The sequence below is a fragment of the Rhodococcus sp. ARC_M6 genome (assembly GCF_022810305.1).
In the GTDB taxonomy this organism is placed as follows: Bacteria; Actinomycetota; Actinomycetes; order Mycobacteriales; family Mycobacteriaceae; genus Rhodococcus_F.
Map to the genome: position 1 here is coordinate 152,828 of NZ_JALGQH010000006.1, position 17,820 is coordinate 170,647.

The 17,820-nt window shown below is 62.7% G+C and carries 16 protein-coding genes; 6 read left to right on the forward strand and 10 right to left on the reverse strand.

Annotation, left to right across the window (positions count from 1 at the left end; translation table 11 throughout):
• Nucleotides 1–116 precede the first annotated feature (116 nt).
• The 4 genes from MTX36_RS10130 to MTX36_RS10145 all read left to right on the forward strand — a co-directional run bounded on the left by MTX36_RS10130 (nt 117) and on the right by MTX36_RS10145 (nt 5,464).
• Nucleotides 117–1,256, forward strand: coding sequence for a polyprenyl synthetase family protein (locus MTX36_RS10130; protein ID WP_243619617.1), 1,140 nt, complete (start codon nt 117–119; stop codon nt 1,254–1,256).
• Nucleotides 1,256–2,842: a phytoene desaturase family protein gene (gene crtI / locus MTX36_RS10135; RefSeq protein WP_243619689.1), complete on the forward strand. Its 1,587-nt coding sequence runs from the start codon at nt 1,256–1,258 to the stop codon at nt 2,840–2,842. The genes MTX36_RS10130 and crtI overlap by 1 nt, the downstream gene beginning before the upstream one ends.
• Nucleotides 2,843–2,921: 79 nt before the next feature.
• Nucleotides 2,922–4,508, forward strand: coding sequence for an alpha-(1->6)-mannopyranosyltransferase A (locus MTX36_RS10140; RefSeq protein WP_243619618.1), 1,587 nt, complete (start codon nt 2,922–2,924; stop codon nt 4,506–4,508).
• Entirely contained in the window at nt 4,505–5,464 is a 960-nt protein-coding gene (locus tag MTX36_RS10145) for a phytoene/squalene synthase family protein (protein ID WP_243619619.1), read from the forward strand. The genes MTX36_RS10140 and MTX36_RS10145 overlap by 4 nt, the downstream gene beginning before the upstream one ends.
• Here the strand turns inward: MTX36_RS10145 and MTX36_RS10150 are convergent.
• Nucleotides 5,433–5,801: an Rv2175c family DNA-binding protein gene (locus MTX36_RS10150; protein ID WP_094275107.1), complete on the reverse strand. Its 369-nt coding sequence runs from the start codon at nt 5,799–5,801 to the stop codon at nt 5,433–5,435. The two genes, MTX36_RS10145 and MTX36_RS10150, sit on opposite strands and share 32 nt — an antisense overlap.
• Before the next feature lie 215 nt (nt 5,802–6,016).
• Between MTX36_RS10150 and pknB the strand changes: the two genes are divergently transcribed.
• On the forward strand, nt 6,017–8,008 hold the full coding sequence (gene pknB / locus MTX36_RS10155; protein ID WP_243619621.1) for a Stk1 family PASTA domain-containing Ser/Thr kinase: 1,992 nt from the start codon (nt 6,017–6,019) through the stop codon (nt 8,006–8,008).
• 71 nt (nt 8,009–8,079) lie between these two features.
• Here the strand turns inward: pknB and MTX36_RS10160 are convergent, their stop codons facing one another.
• The 8 genes from MTX36_RS10160 to MTX36_RS10195 all read right to left on the reverse strand — a co-directional run bounded on the left by MTX36_RS10160 (nt 8,080) and on the right by MTX36_RS10195 (nt 14,618).
• Complete coding sequence (locus MTX36_RS10160; protein WP_243619622.1) at nt 8,080–9,465, reverse strand: class II 3-deoxy-7-phosphoheptulonate synthase; 1,386 nt, start codon at nt 9,463–9,465, stop codon at nt 8,080–8,082.
• A gap of 89 nt (nt 9,466–9,554) precedes the next feature.
• Complete coding sequence (locus tag MTX36_RS10165; protein ID WP_094273708.1) at nt 9,555–10,046, reverse strand: polyadenylate-specific 3'-exoribonuclease AS; 492 nt, start codon at nt 10,044–10,046, stop codon at nt 9,555–9,557.
• A gap of 66 nt (nt 10,047–10,112) precedes the next feature.
• Nucleotides 10,113–10,904, reverse strand: coding sequence for a 1-acyl-sn-glycerol-3-phosphate acyltransferase (locus MTX36_RS10170; protein WP_243619624.1), 792 nt, complete (start codon nt 10,902–10,904; stop codon nt 10,113–10,115).
• Between the two features lie 108 nt (nt 10,905–11,012).
• Nucleotides 11,013–12,011, reverse strand: coding sequence for an ROK family protein (locus MTX36_RS10175; RefSeq protein ID WP_243619690.1), 999 nt, complete (start codon nt 12,009–12,011; stop codon nt 11,013–11,015).
• 90 nt (nt 12,012–12,101) lie between these two features.
• On the reverse strand, nt 12,102–12,506 hold the full coding sequence (locus tag MTX36_RS10180) for a hypothetical protein (protein WP_243619626.1): 405 nt from the start codon (nt 12,504–12,506) through the stop codon (nt 12,102–12,104).
• Entirely contained in the window at nt 12,503–13,753 is a 1,251-nt protein-coding gene (locus MTX36_RS10185) for an ArsA family ATPase (RefSeq protein WP_243619691.1), read from the reverse strand. Before MTX36_RS10185 ends, MTX36_RS10180 begins: the two co-directional genes overlap by 4 nt.
• A complete protein-coding gene (locus MTX36_RS10190) occupies nt 13,750–14,187 on the reverse strand; it encodes an SRPBCC family protein (protein WP_243619627.1) in 438 nt (145 codons plus the stop codon). Before MTX36_RS10190 ends, MTX36_RS10185 begins: the two co-directional genes overlap by 4 nt.
• A 44-nt stretch (nt 14,188–14,231) precedes the next feature.
• Nucleotides 14,232–14,618 carry a polyketide cyclase / dehydrase and lipid transport gene (locus tag MTX36_RS10195; protein WP_243619629.1) on the reverse strand — a complete coding sequence of 129 codons (387 nt, stop codon included), beginning with the start codon at nt 14,616–14,618 and terminating at the stop codon, nt 14,232–14,234.
• A gap of 160 nt (nt 14,619–14,778) precedes the next feature.
• Here MTX36_RS10195 and MTX36_RS10200 point away from each other — a divergent pair, with 160 nt between their 5' ends.
• On the forward strand, nt 14,779–16,590 hold the full coding sequence (locus MTX36_RS10200; protein WP_243619632.1) for a long-chain fatty acid--CoA ligase: 1,812 nt from the start codon (nt 14,779–14,781) through the stop codon (nt 16,588–16,590).
• A 74-nt stretch (nt 16,591–16,664) separates the two neighbouring features.
• On the opposite strand, the gene MTX36_RS10205 is transcribed toward MTX36_RS10200, so the two are convergent.
• Nucleotides 16,665–17,792 carry a glycosyltransferase family 4 protein gene (locus MTX36_RS10205; protein ID WP_243619633.1) on the reverse strand — a complete coding sequence of 376 codons (1,128 nt, stop codon included), beginning with the start codon at nt 17,790–17,792 and terminating at the stop codon, nt 16,665–16,667.
• Nucleotides 17,793–17,820 lie beyond the last annotated feature (28 nt).

The window sequence follows — 17,820 nt, forward strand, 5'->3', positions numbered from 1 at the left end:
TCGAATGCCAGGATCATGCAGTTCACGGGCCACACCGAGCGTCGGCGGATCCCCCACTAAGCTGGACTCGATGCTCACCCCGTGCCGTGATCTACAGGCGTGAGAAGTAACCGACCTTGGAGGCCATCCTGTCTGCTGGAACCGACCCCACCCGAGCGAATTCAGCCGACGCAACCGCATTACCGTCCTCCCTCGAGTTGCCGGCACTGTTCGAGCAGAGCTTGCGCGACTTCTTCGCCTCACGCCGCGACATGGTCGAGAACATCGGCGGCGGATACGAGACAGCCGTGGCGACGCTCGAAAGTTTTGTGCTGCGGGGCGGAAAACGCGTCCGACCGGCCTTCGCCTGGACCGGGTGGCTCGGCGCCGGCGGCGATCCGCAGGGCACAGACGGCGACAGCGTTCTGCGTGCCTGCACGGCGCTCGAACTCGTCCAGGCCTGCGCACTGGTCCACGACGACATCATCGACGCCTCGACCACCCGACGCGGATTCCCGACCGTGCATGTCGAGTTCGAGAATCAGCACCGCGGCAACAACTGGAGCGGCGACGGCGCACACTTCGGCGAAGCTGTCGCCATCCTGCTCGGCGACCTGGCCCTGGCCTGGGCCGACGACATGATGCGTGAATCCGGCATCGACTCCGACGCCGCGGCGCGGGTCAGCCCCGTGTGGTCTGCAATGCGCACCGAGGTACTCGGCGGTCAATTCCTCGATATCAGCAACGAAGCCCGCGGCGACGAAACCGTCGAATCAGCCATGCGTGTGAACCGGTACAAAACTGCGGCCTACACGATCGAGCGTCCGTTGCATCTGGGTGCTGCTCTCTACGGCGCTGACGCCGCACTGATCGACGCGTACCGGAAGTTCGGCACCGACATCGGCATCGCGTTCCAACTTCGCGACGATCTGCTGGGTGTGTTCGGGGATCCGTCGGTCACTGGCAAACCGTCGGGAGACGACTTGCGCACCGGCAAGCGAACAACCCTGTTCGCTGCGGCACTCGATCGCGCCGACGCCACCGATCCCGCTGCAGCGCAACTACTCCGCGACGGAATCGGTACCGACCTGACCGACTCCGAAGTCGACACCCTGCGTATCGCGATCACCGATCTCGGGGCTGTGGCGGACGCCGAAGCGCGAATCGCGGCGCTGGTCGAATCTGCCGGCTCCGCACTGGAATCGAGCAGCGCGACGCCCGAAGCCAAGATCCGACTCACCGATATGGCCATTGCGGCCACCTCGCGAACCTACTGATCGTGGGCGATATCCGAACCGTCAGTGCCCCAACCGATCACGTGGTTATTGTCGGCGCCGGACTCGCGGGACTGTCCGCCGGACTGCACCTTCTCGGCTCCGGCCGTGCGGTCACGATCCTCGAAGCCGACGCCACCGTCGGCGGTCGCGTCGGCCAGTACCGCGGCCCCGATTACACCGTCGACAACGGCGCAACCGTTCTGACGATGCCTGAGTTGATCGACGACGCCCTGGCAGCCGTCGGCGCACGTTCCGACATGACGACTCCGAAACTTGTTGTGCACAAACTTGATCCGGCCTACCACGCCCGATTTGCAGACGGCACAACCTTGGAAGTCAGCTCAGATCCCGACACCATGGCAGCCGAGGTCAGCAGACTGTGCGGTCCCGACGAGGCTCGGCGATACCGGTCGCTGCGCCGTTGGCTTGCGCAAATTTTCGACGCCGAATTCGACCGCTTCATGGATGCGAACTTCGATTCACCGCTCGATTTGGTGAACTCGGCGGCGGCACTCAAAGACCTGTCCAAGCTTCTTGCACTCCGCGGTTTCGGATCCCTCGGACACCAAGTGGACCGGTTCATCCGAGATCCGCGACTCCGAAGGATCTTCACCTTCCAAGCCCTCTATGCCGGAGTCGCACCGGCGCGCGCGCTGGCCGTCTACGGCGCCATCGCGCACATGGACACATCTCTCGGCGTCTATTTCCCCGAAGGTGGCATGCACACCATCGCAGCATCGATGGCGGACGCTTTCACGACAAGCGGCGGAGAACTCCGACTCGGCACTCCCGTCGAACGACTCGAGGCAGCCGGCCGACGTGTCCGCGCCGTATACACAACCTCGGGTGAACGCCTGTCCTGCGACGCTCTTGTCTTGACACCCGACGTCCTCGTCACCGACCAACTGTTGCGCCCACATACTCGTAGACGGCCCCGCCGGGTCCGAACATCACCGTCGGCGGTGGTGATTCACGGCACAATCCTGTCGTCGATTGCAGACCGATGGCCAGCGAACCGACACCACACGATCGATTTCGGCGATGCGTGGGAACGCACCTTCGCGGAGATCACAGCCGGCCCTCGCCGCGGCACTCTGATGAGCGATCCGTCACTGTTGATCACCAGACCAGCCGTCACCGATGCCGGGTTGACGTTCCGGAGAGACGGCCGCACACGCGAGCCCCTCTCGATTCTCGCGCCGTGTCCCAACCTCGTCAGCGCACCGCTCGACTGGTCGAAACTGGAGGCTCCGTACGTCCGCGAAATCCTCGGTACCCTGCAACAACGCGGATACGACGGCCTGGCTGACGGACTCGACATCGACCACGTCGACACACCCCAAACATGGCTGGACAAAGGGATGACCGCCGGCAGTCCGTTTGCGGCCGCACACACGTTCAGTCAGACCGGACCGTTTCGTCGAAAGAACCTCGAACCAGGCTTCGACAACGTCGTTCTGGCCGGTTCCGGAACGGTACCGGGGGTGGGTGTGCCGACGGTCCTCCTCTCCGGACGACTGGCCGCCGAACGCATCACGGGCGCGCGCAGTCGAGGCGAGGCCGTACTTGGTCCCGCGAGCAACTAAACTGGCCCCTCGTAACCGACCATTCGCCAGAAATTCACACGAACCGCAACCGAACACCTCGGGGGAGGAAGCTGCACCCATGACGTCCTCTGCCGCTCTGTCCGGCGAAGCCGATCCGCACGTAACAGCCACCACACAATCGTGGCAACGACGAGCCGCCGACTTCCTTCGGACTCCCGAAGGACACAGCGCACTTCTCGGTTTTGTCGGTGCCGCCATGATCACGTTCGGCGGATTCGGCGCAGGTAGTGTTCGGCGACAGGACCCCCTGTTGGAATCGTTGCATCTGTCCTGGCTCCGCTTCGGGCACGGATCGATTCTGTCCGCGGCGATCGTCTGGATCGGTGTGCTGTGCATGATCGGTGCCTGGGCGCGACTGGGCCGCTCCACTCTGCGCGGCGACGTCACGCTGCGCGGGCTTCGATATGTCGTGCCGCTCTGGACGTTTCCACTGCTCTTCGCAGTTCCGATGTTCAGCCGCGACGCATATTCGTATCTCGCTCAGGGCGCATTGCTGCGCGACGGTTTCGACCCGTACTCCGTAGGTCCGGTGGTCAATCCCGGGATTCTGCTCGACAATGTCTCCAACGTCTGGACTACCACAACCACTCCCTACGGTCCGGTTCACCTTCTCCTGACCGACGCCATTGTTCGGCTCACCGGCGAAAACGTCATCGCGGGCACGATGCTGCTCCGAATCACGATGCTGCCGGGCCTTGCGCTGATGATGTGGGCGGTACCCCATCTGGCCAAGAAACTCGGCGGAAACACCGCGATCGCGCTGTGGCTCGCCGTACTCAATCCGCTGGTCCTGATCCACCTCATCGGCGGCGTACACAACGAAATGCTGATGGTCGGTCTCATGGTGGCCGGTATCGCGCTTGCACTCGAACGCAAACACATGTTCGGCATCGCGCTGATCGCCGTCGCTGTCGCAATCAAGGCAACTGCCGGTGTCGCACTTCCATTCGTCGTCTGGATCTGGATGATTCACGAACGCGAGAATGCTGTCGCCGAAGGTCGCGAACCGATGTCACCGATCCGTTCCTTCGTGAAAACGGCGGGTATCGGATTCGCGATATTCGTTGCCGTCCTCGGTTCCACGTCCCTGATCGCGGGCGTCGGACTCGGCTGGACAACAGCGCTGTCGGGTTCTAACAAGATCATCAACTGGCTGTCGTTGCCGACGATCTTCGCCCACCTCTCCACCCTCGCGACTTCGTGGTTCGCCGGAGACCACTTCAACGACATACTCGCGGTTGCCCGAACGGTGGCCGCGGTCATCCTGGTCGTGATTGTCGCTCTCATCTGGTGGCGGTACCGGAAAACCGAACGCGACGCCGTGATGGGCATCGTCATCGCCCTGATCGCGATTGTGGTTCTCTCGCCGGCAGCACTCCCCTGGTACTACTCGTGGCCGTTGGCCGTCGCCGCGGGTTTCGCGCTGTCGCCGACCACCCTCGCCATCCTTGTCGGGCTCTCGAGCTGGCTGATGCTTGTTTTCCAGCCCGACGGTTCGATCGGCATGTACTCGTTCCCTCACGTCGCCCTGGCGACGTTTGCATCGGTAGTCGCGGCCATGTCGCTCCGAACTGAAGATCCACTACGTCTACGCGGACGCAGGCCGGACGAAAAACCTGCTGAAGTGGTTTCGACCACCCCATGAGTTCAATTGCTCCACAAGCACTATCGGAATCATTTGGGTTCTGTGAGCGTGTGACCGCCGAACACGGTCGGACCTACTACCTGGCGGCCCGCCTGCTCCCGTCGGCGCGCCGACGGGCCGTGCACGCCCTCTACGCCTTTGCACGGGGCGTCGACGACCTGGTGGACGTAGTCGAGCCTGGTGCCGCTGCTGATCTGAGTATCAGGCTGGCCGACGTCGAAAGAGCCACGTTCGCCGAGCTCTCGGGATCCGCTTGTGTCGGCGCTACCCGACCCGCTGAGTTGAGCAAGGTGCTGCCCGCATTTGCCCACACGGTCAAGCACTTCGACATTCCGGTGGACTACTTCCACGCGTTCTTCCGGTCGATGCGCATGGATGCGCCCGGCACCCCGGAATTTCGTCCGGTCTACCGGACCATGAGCGAGCTGAACGAATACATGTACGGATCCGCTGTCGTGATCGGGCTACAATTGCTCCCGATACTCGGCGTCAGCGTCCCCGTGGAGGACGCCGCCGGGCCGGCATCGAAGCTCGGTGAAGCGTTTCAGCTGACCAACTTCATTCGCGACGTCGGCGAAGACCTCGATCGCGGACGTCTCTATCTCCCCCTCGACGAGTGGGCACCATTCGGCGTCGACGTCGAACTTCTCGAGCACGGACGCAGAACCGGTGTTACCGACGCCCGCGTCGCACGCGCGCTGGCGCATGTCATCGCCCTGACCCGTGCGCAGTATCGCCAGGCAGAATGCGGTATCCAGATGCTGGATCCGCGGGTACAGCCGTCGATCCGCACCGCGTTCGAGCTCTACGGCGCGATTCTCGACCAGGTAGAAGCGGCCGACTTTCAGATCCTTGATCGTCGAGTGACCGTTCCCACCAGCACCCGCTTGCGGGTCGCCGTTCCGGCGTTGTTGCGGTCAGCCGTCAGAAGGCCATTGCCTGCGCGCGACGAATGACCTCGCGAGCCAGGTCGCCATGCAGAGCGTCGACCGGCCGGCCCGGCAGCGATTCGTCGGCCTTGAACAGCCAACGCAAGGTTTCCTTGTCGGTGTAACCGCCGTCGTGCAGAACAGCCAGAAGGCCCGGGAGCCACTTCACGATCTGACCGTCTTCGTCGAAGAACACCTCGGGGACGCTCAGGACACTGCGGCGCTTGATTGCGATGATCTTGCGATCGCGAAGCAACTGGTGCACCTTACTCAACGGCAACCCGAGATTCTTCGCTACATCTGCCAGCTGAAACAGGGAAACCGAAGAATCCAGGACATCGTCACAATAAGGAAAGGCGCTCACACGCGGAAGTTTATCGGGTCCGGTGAGCGTACAACGTACCGCCCAGCACGTGGTGGCAACTTTGCGTCGGTGGCGCTGGCTACGATGGACACGATGCGGAGTATTCGCTGAGTCCGACACACATCGGCCACTGCAGAAGCGACCGACACAGAAGCGACCGACATTGATCCGGAAGTTTCGACACAAACACAGATTTTCACTACGGAGGTCAAGGGTTGATCGGCGAAATGCTCGAACGCCGCTATCGAGTGGACGCACCAATCGCGCGCGGCGGAATGTCAACTGTGTATCGAGGTCTCGATACCCGGTTGGATCGACCCGTCGCGATCAAAGTCATGGATCCACAGTTCGCCGCCGATCCTGCCTTTCTGACGCGTTTCGAGTTCGAGGCGCGGGCAGTTGCACGCCTCAAACATCCAGCGCTGGTTGCGGTCTACGACCAGGGCAGCGATCGCGGTCATGCGTTCCTCGTCATGGAATTGGTCGACGGCGGCACTCTCCGCGAGTTGCTCCGTGAGCGTGGCCCCATGCCTCCGCACGCTGTTGCCGCCGTTGTCGGCCCAGTCCTCGATGCATTGGCGGTGGCACATCGCGGCGGCTTGGTGCACCGGGACGTCAAACCGGAAAACATCCTGATCTCGGATTCAGGTGAAGTGAAGATCGCCGATTTCGGTCTGGTCCGAGCAGCTGCCGCCGCAACGACGACGTCGAACAGCGTCATCCTCGGCACGGCCGCGTACTTGTCTCCCGAGCAGGTCACGTCGGGCGTAGCTGATCCGCGCAGCGACGTGTACTCGACCGGCGTCTTGATGTTCGAACTTCTCACCGGTACAACACCTTTCACCGGCGACACATCGCTGTCCATCGCGTACCAGAGAATTCACGACGACGTCCCGCCGCCCAGTTCACGCATCGCCGGAGTGCCGGCGCAGTTCGATCGCCTCGTCGCCCAGGCCACCCACCGTGAACCGGCACATCGTTTTGCCGACGCCGGTGAGATGGCGGCTGCCCTACGCATCGTGTGCGAACAGCTCGAACTCCCCTCGTACCGGGTTCCCGCTCCGCGGCGTTCCGCACAGCATCAGAGCGTAAACCCAGCGCCGCAGCCCACACCGACGCCCCACCCCACCCAGGGCCCCGGCGCAACTACCGCGGCGTTTGCACCGGGCGCTGCGGCAGCTGCCACCACCGTTACGCCTCACAGTGCGCCACCGGCGAACGACGGAATTCAGCACACCAGAGCTGTCACGGCGCAAACAGTGCGTCCGTCCGTCGCCGACGAAGACCCCGCGGATCAGGTTGACGACCCCCAAGCCCATTTCGCCGACGCTCGACGACGCTCCCGCCGCACCACTGTGGTCTGGCTGCTTGTCGTCGCACTACTCGCGCTCGCGCTGGGCGTCGGCGGCTGGTGGATGGGATCGGGCCGATTCACGGCAGTCCCCCAGATCGGCGGCCTGAACAAGGACGCCGCACTGACCGCGCTCCACGACGCCCACTTGTCTCCGGAGATTCGTGGTGAATACTCCGACTCCCAGGCCGTCGACATCGTCGTCGGCACCGACCCGGCCGCAGGTTCTCGGGTCACTCGCGGCTCGAGCGTTGCACTCGTGACCTCGCTCGGACGTCCCACTGTGCCGCCGGCCGGCGGCAGCGTCAATGACACCAAGAGTCAGCTCACCGCGCGCACCCTGGTACCCGTCGACGGCGGTGAAACATTCAGTTCCAAGGTCCCCATCGGCGGTGTCGCCGCACTCGAGCCAGCGCCGGGAACGGCAGTGGCGGTGGGCTCCTCCGTCAAGGTCGTCACGTCCAAAGGGTCACCACCCGTTGATGTTCCCGACGTGAAAGGCATGTCGGAGAATGCCGCCCGCGCCGCCCTCGACAAGGTGGGCATCACCGTCAGCGAAACCCGAACCGTCTTCGACAAAAAAATCGAAGGCGGCAAGATCATCGGAACCGATCCAGCGGTGGGTTCATCGGTCAGCGCCGGAACCTCCGTTGTACTGCTCGTCTCGAATTCCGTGAAAGTACCCAATCTTCTCGGGCGTACCGTCTCCTCGGCCCGCGAAGAACTCACCCGAATCGGCCTCGAACTCACTGTGCGCCAACTGACTCAGAACGACAGTTCCCTCATTGTCAGTCAGAGCGACAAGAACGATCTGGTTGCCAAAGGCTCCAACGTCACCGTCGTCGCGATTCCGTAAAGACACACACGTGGCAACCGAAAACGCCCCCACTCGCAGATACGAGTGAGGGCGTTCGAAACGAATCAAATTCAGCCACGCAACATTTCGGCGACGAGGAACGCAAGCTCCAACGACTGCTGAGTGTTGAGTCGGGGATCGCACGCCGTCTCGTAACGACCCGACAAGTCACCGTCGGAAATATCCTGCGCACCACCGAGGCACTCGGTGACGTTCTCACCGGTCAGTTCGACGTGGATTCCGCCCGGATGAGTTCCGAGTCCGTTGTGCACCTCGAAGAATCCCTGAACCTCGTCGACGATGCGATCGAAGTGACGGGTCTTGTATCCGGTGGATGCCTCATGCGTGTTGCCATGCATGGGATCGCACTGCCAGATGACCTGGTGACCAGTGGCCTGGACCTTCTCGATGATGGCGGGAAGCAGGTCACGGACCTTGCCGTTACCCATCCGCGAGATCAGGGTCAAGCGGCCGGGCTTGTTGGTCGGGTCGAGGCGCTCGACATATTCGACGGCCATTTCCGGGGTGGTCGTGGGACCGATCTTCAACCCGATCGGGTTGGACACCAGTTCCGCGAAAGCGATGTGCGCGCCGTCGAGCTGACGGGTGCGGTCACCGATCCACAGGAAGTGAGCGGACAAGTCGTACAACTTGGGGTGTTCGCTGTCGTTGTCGAGACGCAGCATTGCACGCTCGTAGTCGAGGACCAACGCCTCGTGGCTGGCGAAGATCTGCGCCTGGTGCAGGCTCGGATCCGTGACACCGCAGGCATTCATGAACTGCAGACCACGATCGATTTCCGAAGCCAACTGCTCGTAACGCGCGCCCGCGGGGGATGCAGCGACGAACTCACGATTCCAGTCGTGAACCTTGTGCAGATCTGCCATTCCCGCGCCGGTGAGCGCACGAACCAAGTTCATCGCAGCGCTGGCGTTGGCGTATGCCCGCACGAGCCGTGACGGATCGTGGGCACGCACTGCTTCGTCGGCGACGATCGAGTTGACCATGTCGCCGCGGTAGGACTTGAGGCCCAAGGCGTCGATGTCGGCCGAACGCGGCTTGGCGTACTGGCCGGCGATGCGAGCGACCTTGACCACCGGCATCGACGAGCCGTAAGTGAGCACAACAGCCATCTGCAGCAAAGTGCGGATGTTGCCCTTGATGTGAGGTTCGGTGTTGTCGGCAAACGTCTCGGCGCAGTCACCGCCCTGGAGCAGGAAGGCCTCGCCGCGCGCTACCTGAGCAAGGCGCTCGGACAGCGCCTCCACTTCGCTTGCCACCGTGATCGGCGGCACGCTCTCGAGCACAGTGCGCATCGCGGCCGCCTGATCAGCGGGCCACGAAGGCTGCTGCGCAGCAGGTTTTGCGAGTGCCTCGTCGAGCTGCTGACGCAGTCCGGCAGGCAGCGGCGGGAGTTCGGGCAAGCGGTCGATGGGCACGTCGACGGTCCAGTTCACGACTACAGGATATTCGCTTACCCGACCGTGCGTCACACAGGCTCTCGATAGCTGAGAACTTGACTGCACGTGTCACCCATCACAGCTGGTCAGCGAAGTGACCGGGCCCGAGCAATCGCGTCGAACTTCACGAGGTTGTGTCGTGCGTCCGCGAGCGCGTCATGGGCGTCGGCCGGTGCGGACGGGAGCGCCGGACTGCCGTTGTCCTCCCAGAACTGGCGGAGTTCACGGGTGTAGCGCGGCAATGACTGCGGCAGCTCGGTCATGTCACCCCACAGTTGGCACAACGCGACGTGGTCGTAGGCCGCGACCCAGGCCCACAGCTCCGGAACGACCATCGGCCGGGGAACAAAGAACTTCAGGAGATCGTCGCGGATCTTGTCTCGTGACTTCCACAGCGGCGACGAAGGCTGCGGCAGTTTCGGCAAGACGTTCTTGCGCACCCAACTCCCGGCACGCGCCGGATCGAACTCGGTGGAGACGGCGTAGTACTCACGACCGTCCTCACAGACGACGCCGATGGACACGAGATCGATGGTTCGACCGTCTTCGATGAATTCACAGTCGTAGAAGTAGCGCACGTCCGAAAACTATGCCGCACGCGCTACCTCGAGGGCTAATGCGCGTGCGGCAGTTGTGGCGAATCTCTAGCTGGCCCGCGTATCCGGAACCGGCGCCTGATCGGGAGTCGCACCATCTGCATCAGAGAGGGCGACCAGTTCGACGACGGGTTCAGTCGCCGAGGAGGTTTCAGCCGGCTTGCTCGGCTGCTTGTTTTTCAGGCTCGCCGCATAGATGTCGACGTACTCCTGACCGGATAGCTTCATCAGCTTGTACATCACCTCGTCGGTGACGGCCCGCTCCACGAAACGGTTACCGCCCATCCCCTCGAAACGCGAGAAGTCGATGGGCTCGCCGACAATGATGGTGACCTTGGCCGGACGCCAGATCTTAGAGCCGATGGGATTCATCTTGTCGGTGCCGACCATGGCGACCGGAATTACCTTGACACCGGATTCCAGTGCGAGGCGCGCCATTCCGGTCTTTCCCTTGTACAGGCGACCGTCGGGAGAGCGTGTGCCCTCCGGATAGATCCCGAGAAGACTCCCTGAATTGAGAACCTTTAGTCCGGCATTGAGTGCGTCCTGGGCCGCGTCGGCGCCGGTACGGTCGATCGGAACCTGGCCGACGGCAGTGAAGAACCATCGCTGGAACGCACCCTTGAGTCCGGTGCCGGTGAAGTACTCACTCTTGGCCAGGAAGGTGATCCGTCGGTTCGACCGCAACGGCAGGTAAAACGAGTCGAGGACAGCCTGATGGTTGCTAGCCAAAATCGCCGCACCCTCAGTGGGAATGTTCTCGTGGCCTTTGATCGTCGGACGTCCGAGGACCCACAGAATCGGCCCCACGAACACATATTTGACGAGCCAATACCACACGGCGTCCCTCCCATTCACAACCCGAATTGCCCTGTGCACGACCTTACTGCGCACCTGTAAGCCTCGCTACACATGCCCCGGGAGCACCGGCACGCGAACCGGTGTGACTCAGCGACCGCCAGGCGAAACGGGGTCTGAAACCGCAGATCGTGCCAACGTCGCAGCCCCCACCATGCCCGCCGCTTCACCCAACTGCGCGCTCCGAATACGTGCAAGTGGCCGATGTTTGGCACCGGTCAGCAAACTCGCATATTGCTCACGGGCTTCGTCGAGAAACAGCGGCGCAGAACTCGCAACGCCGCCGGCAATCACGACAAGATCCGGATCGTAGACATCTCCGACCATGGCCAGACCCACCGCCAGCCACCTCGTGAACTCCGCCATCGTCGCCAACGCAATCGGATCTCCGTCGTACGCGGCGTTGGCGATTCGGCGTCCGGTCAGTCCGCCCGCATCGATTCCGACTTCCCGAGCAAGAACAGTCGACGCGGCGGGATCTGCGGCGAGTAGTTCAATTGCGGTGTCCACCAACGCCGTACCGCTGCAGTACCGCTCCCAACAACCACGTTTCCCACAGGCACACGGGCGCCCGTCCGGCACCACCTGAATGTGACCGAGTTCGGGCGCAACGCCATGACTCCCCCGGTACAGCTCGCCGTTGACGAGCAACGCGGCACCGATGCCCGTACCGATTGCCACCATCACGACATTGCGGTGGCCGGAAGCCGCACCGAACCGATGTTCCGCATACGCCGCGGCATTGGCGTCGTGCTCCAGGACCACGGGAAGGCCCAGTCGTGCACTCAAGTCACTACCTACCGGCGCATCGACCCAGGGCAGGTGCGGAGCAAAACGCACGGCAGTGCGATCCAAAGTGATGAACCCGGCAACAGCCAAACCGACCGCGGCAACGTCATGTCTGCCCACCAGTTCACGAACCACCCGGTCCAAGGCATTCTCGAGTGACCTGGCCGACTGCGGCGTCGGAGCTTGCGCCGTGTCGAGCACTTGGCCGTCCACATCCACCACCGAAGCACGGATGCTGGTGCCGCCCACATCGATTCCGATAGTCAAGAAATCGGCAGTCGAGCCACGACGCCCGTTCATCGCAGCCACTCTCCGCACTCCATACACATTCTGACGATTGTGCCCACAGAAAGCCGTCAGTACCAGCGATCCGACGGAACCAGCACCGACTCAGGGTTTGACGGTCACCGTGATCGGCACGAAAGCAGACGCGCGAGGTTCGGCCTTGGCAGAATCATCGGCCGCCGAGGCTCCACCGTCCGGACCGCTGTCGGGCCCGTTGTGTCCGCCCAGAAATTCGTCGAGAAGCTCGCGGAGCAGCGCCAAGAGGACTGCCGCCTGCCCGGCGAGAATGGCGAGAAGTTCATGGTGCTCACCCCGTACCAGCGCCGCGAGCGCGCAGACCGGACACCAACTGCACCCGCCGAACGCGGGCAACTCCGCCGGGTTCTGTCCGTCTTCGGGCCCGGACGCTCGGCCTTCGGCCAGTTGCGTCAGCATCGGTTCCACGCGCGCCAATACGGAATCGGCCAACACGCGAAATTCTGCGAGGAGCCGAGTGTGATCTTCGTTCATGCGGGCCACACCGCAGGATCCGGTACAAATCGAATAATCAGGTCGGTTCCGTCCAGCTCAGCCCCACTGACGACGCAACGACGCAATACCGACGCCAATCTCACTCTCCGCCGCACCCCGTCCGCTCCCACCAGCACATCGTCCTCCACCCGGCCCAACGACAACGACGACGGATCGACGAGCGGAAGGTGCATCCGCATCGCGTAGACCGAATCCACTCCCGTACCCGACTCCAGCGTCACCGTCACGAGTTCGGTGTGGCTTTGCGGTTCCGGAGCGGACTCCTCGTCGATTGCCGGCACCGCACCCTCGAGTGCGGCCGCAATGTCGCCCAGAGCCGCCAACCCTACCGGTTCGGTTTCGGCCTGATCGACAACCTCGACCGGGATGGCCCCCACTGCCTGACGCAGCGAGTCGACACACGAGCGTTGCGCATCACGGCGGTTGGCCAGCCACCGAGTTGCGCCATCGGACGTCGAACTACGGTCCGACATCGAATCAAATTGCGGCACAATTCCATTGACGATAATTCGCTGAACCTGCACACCCGAGAGCGCCAGACCCGACAGCGTGCGACGCGTCGAAAGGACGGCACTCGATTCGGCTGACGTCACCAGGTGAACGGTAGTAGCGGAACGATCCGCGAGATATCCCGAAATCTGGTCGACCGTCGATACGACGCGCTCGATCACCGATACCAGCAGGATCAGACGCACGTCGGTCGCCGCGACGGCCGACAATCGTCGATGGCGCGGCCACACACGCTCCAGATACTCGGACACCATCGCCGGGGCCCCCAAGACACGCAACGCCTCAGTCGCCGCCGGACAATCCACGATCACGACGTCGTACTCACCACTCGATGCCATCCGAACGACTTCGGCGATTGCCAAGATGTCGGCAATACCGAGCGAACCCGTCAACTCCTCGGGTTCCAGAGTGTCGAACGTCGAACCATGTTCGTGGGCGCCCGCGGCGTCCAGCAACACCGACAGACCACGGAATTTGTCCTCGACGAGAGTCAACATGTCGAGTTGCCAGACATCCAGCCCGTCGACGAGTGGGGTCACCTCGCGCGGAACCCGGATCGCCAGCACATCCGCCAGGGAATGCGCCCGATCGATCGACATCAGCAGGACCTTCGATCCCGCCGACGCAGCCGCAAGCGCGGCCGCAGCCGCCAGCGTCGTGGCCCCGCTGCCTCCCTTACCGGTGAAGAGTTGGATACGGGTTCGCGCGCCGTTCAGCCCTCGACTCGCTTCTTCAGTTCTTTCAACGCGGTATCGGTGATGATCTTCTCGGCCTTACGTTTGAACAGCCCGATCATGGGAATGGTCAGGTCGACGGTCAGCTCGTACGTCACGGACGTCGTACCGTCGGGTTCGGAAAACAAAGTGTACGAACCGGACTGAGATTTCTGAATCTCGCCGGACAGCAGTTCCCAACTCACCGACATTCCGTCGGGCGCCCAGCTGTACTGCAATTCGTACGTGTCCTTGACCATGCCCGCATCCAGAACGAAGCGCACCCGATCTGCACGCCCACCAGCACCGGCGGCCGTAACCTCGACGGATTTGGCCGCCGCAACCCACGCGGGATACGCCTCGAAATCGGCGATCACACCCATCACGGCGTCGGCCGGAGCATCGATGCTGATCAACCCCTTGGTTTTCTCGGCCATACGACTACTCTTCCTTCCTCGAGATTCGACTGCATCGGCCGACGTCAGGCCGGCGACACGCCAGCCGGACGTCCGGCTTCCAATTCACGCTTGATAGCAAACGCCATCACCTTGCCGTCGACACGACGCTTGCGGTTCATCCCGGCCAGATCGAGTCCCGCCAGACCGGATGGCGACACACCGACAGGTTCGGCATGAAGGAAGTAATGGACAATAGCTCCGTCCATTACCGGTTCGAGCCACACCTCCATTGTGCCCACGAGCTGGCCCGACACACCCCAACGGAAGCCTGCGGGTCCGCGATCCTCGCGGACCTCGAGCTCGAGATCTCGCCACCAACGACGCCATTGCTCGCGCGAAGACAACAGTTCGGCGACGCGCTCGGGCGGTGCCGCGATAAAAGTCTGGTCTGCGACCTGAATGCTGCTCACGGAGCTAGCTTCACATATTGCACCGACGCGTCGGCGAGTGGCACCAGACCGTTACCAACCGGTCATGATGTTAACCCGACCACAACTGGGCCGGACGTGCGACTACAGTAATGAGCGTCAAACCCTACTCGTCAGTATTTCGCAGTGTCGGAGGTATTTCGTGCCTGAATACAGCGCACCCCAGACGTTCACGATTCCCGAGGATGCCTCCGCGGTCGACTCGGTGTTCGCCTTCGCGAAGACAAAGCCAGCGGCAATCGTCTACAAGCGCAAGGTCGGATCCGCTTGGGTCGACGTCACTGCAGGCGAGTTCGCCGCGCAGGTGACCGCAGTCGCCAAGGGCTTCATCGCCATCGGAGTCAAGCCGGGCGATCGCGTCGGACTGATGTCCGCAACTCGCTACGAATGGCCGCTGATCGACTACGCCATCTGGGCAGCCGGCGGCGTCACAGTCCCGATCTACGAAACCTCCGCTGCCGAGCAGGTCCGCTGGATCCTCGAGGATTCCGAAGCGATCGATCTCATCGTCGAAAACGACACCCACGCCGCCACAGTCAAGGACGTGGCCGCTGCAGCGCCGGCGCTGCGCACGGTCTATCAGATCGACGCTCCGGCAGGCGGACGCAGCGCCATCGACGAACTGACGGCCTTGGGCGCCGATATTTCCGACGAGGAAGTACAGGCTCGTGTCGACGCCTTGAAGGCCTCCGATCCCGCCACTCTGATCTACACGTCCGGCACCACCGGTCGCCCCAAGGGCTGTCAGCTGACGCACTCCAACCTCATCGCCGAATCGAAGGGCATCCAAGCGTCCAACCTCGGCGAACTCCTCCGGACCCCGGGCGTCCGATCGCTGATGTTCCTGCCCTTGGCGCACGTCCTCGCTCGCGCCGTCAGCATCGCGTCGTTCGACTCCGGTGCAGCACTGGGACACACCAGCGACATCCCGAACCTCGTACCTACCTTCGGCGAATTCAAGCCGGACTTCATCCTCTCGGTACCCCGCGTGTTCGAGAAGGTCTACAACAGCGCCCGCGCAAAAGCCCACGGTGACGGCAAGGGCAAAATCTTCGATGCGGCAGCTGATACGGCAATCGCCTGGAGCGAGGCACAGGACCACGGCGGCCCCGGCATTGTCCTCAAGCTCAAGCACGCCTTGTTCGACAAGCTCGTCTACTCGAAGCTGCGCGCCGCACTCGGCGGACAGTGCCAGTTGGCCATCTCTGGCGGAGCTCCGCTGGGCGCCCGCCTCGGCCACTTCTTCCGCGGCATCGGCATCACCATCTACGAAGGCTACGGCCTCACCGAAACCACGGCAGCCTTTGCGGTCAACACGATCGGTGCGCAGAAGGTCGGATCCGTCGGAAAGCCGTTGGCCGGCAACTCCGTTCGCATTGCTGCCGACGGTGAAATCCTGCTCTCCGGCCCCGTGGTCTTCGCCGAATACTGGCGCAACGAGAAGGCTACCGCCGAGTCCATCGAAAACGGTTGGTTCCACACCGGCGACCTCGGCACCGTCGACAACGAAGGCTTCATCACGATCACCGGTCGCAAGAAGGAAATCATCGTGACCGCCGGCGGAAAGAACGTCTCCCCCGCGCAGCTCGAAGATTCTCTTCGCGCACACCCTCTCATCAGCCAGGCAATCGTTGTCGGCGACCAGAAGCCGTTCATCGGTGCACTCATCACCATCGACGCCGAAGCGCTTCCCGCCTGGAACGAGCGCAACAACAAGGCCGTCGGCACCACGGCAGCCGACCTCGTCACGGACGGCGACCTCGTCGGCGAAATCCAGGACGCGATCGACGAAACCAACAAACTCGTCTCACACGCCGAAGCGATCAAGAAGTTCAAGATCCTCCCGATCGACTTCTCCGAGGACACAGGCGAACTCACGCCCACGATGAAGCTCAAGCGCAACGTCGTGCATGCTTCGTTCGCCACTGAAATCGACATGATCTACGCGAAGTAGAACACCGCCCGAGACAACTGTGGCCGCCGCACCTGTTCGCAGGTGCGGCGGCCACAGTTATTTGTTCGGCCTTCTCAGCCCAGTAGCTTCTGCAATTTCAAAGCGAGTGTGTCCCACTTCCATTCAGCGCCAACCCAGTCTCGGCCGGCAGCACCCATAGCGGCTGCTCGATCCCGATCGGAGAGTACCTCGATCACCGAAGCTGCGATATCGGCAACCGATGTTCCGTCAACGACGAGGCCGGTCTTGTTCTGCTGCACCGTTTCCGGAGCACCACCGCTACGACCCGCGATAACCGGTACGCCGGACGCCGACGCCTCCAGATACACGATCCCCAAACCTTCGACGTCGAGTCCCGCGCCGCGGGTACGACACGGCATCGCAAAGACATCGGCAATCGTGTGGTGCGCCGCCAGCTCAGCTGCCGGAACAGTGCCGGTGAAGACGACGTGGTCGTCCATCCCCGTCTTGCGGGCAAGTTCACGAAGACGATCCTCGTAGGGGCCGCCGCCCACGATCACGAGAACCGCACCGTCGATGCGCTTGCGAATAGCCGGAAGCGCCTTGATCAACATGTCCTGCCCCTTGCGGGGAACCAACCTCGACAGACACAGGATCGTCGGCCGATCCCCCAACCCGTAGCGATCACGCAACTCGGACCGCGCGGCCGAATCCGGATGAAACACAGTCGTATCCACGCCGGAAGGCAAGTGCTCCAACGCCGCCTGAGCACCGAACGCCGAAGCAAATCTTCCGCGCGTGTACTTGCTGACAAACGTCACCGCGTCCGTGTGATCACCGATCGCGCGCAACGACTGCCTCGCCCCGGGAATCATCGACCAGCCGACCTCGTGCCCGTGAGTACTCGCAATCACCCGAGACGCACCGGCACGGCGAACAACGGGCGCCAACAAGGCAAGTGGAGCAGCGGCACCGAACCACACCGACTCGCAGTCACGTTTCTCGACCAGCTTCGCAGCGCGTCTGGCGACAAACGGTGTCGGGATCATCAACGTCGTGGGATGCCTGACAACCTCGAAAGGTTGAGCGGCATCGAACTTCTTGTGCGAATCTCCTCGCCACCGCGGCGCATAGACAATCAGCTTGTCTGCCGGAAGATGCTTCGCAAAAGTGTGGAGGTACGACTGGATCCCGCCCGGCCTGGGCGGAAAATCATTGGTCACCAATAGGGTCCGGCGCATCCGTCCACCGTAAAGCACGCACCGTAGT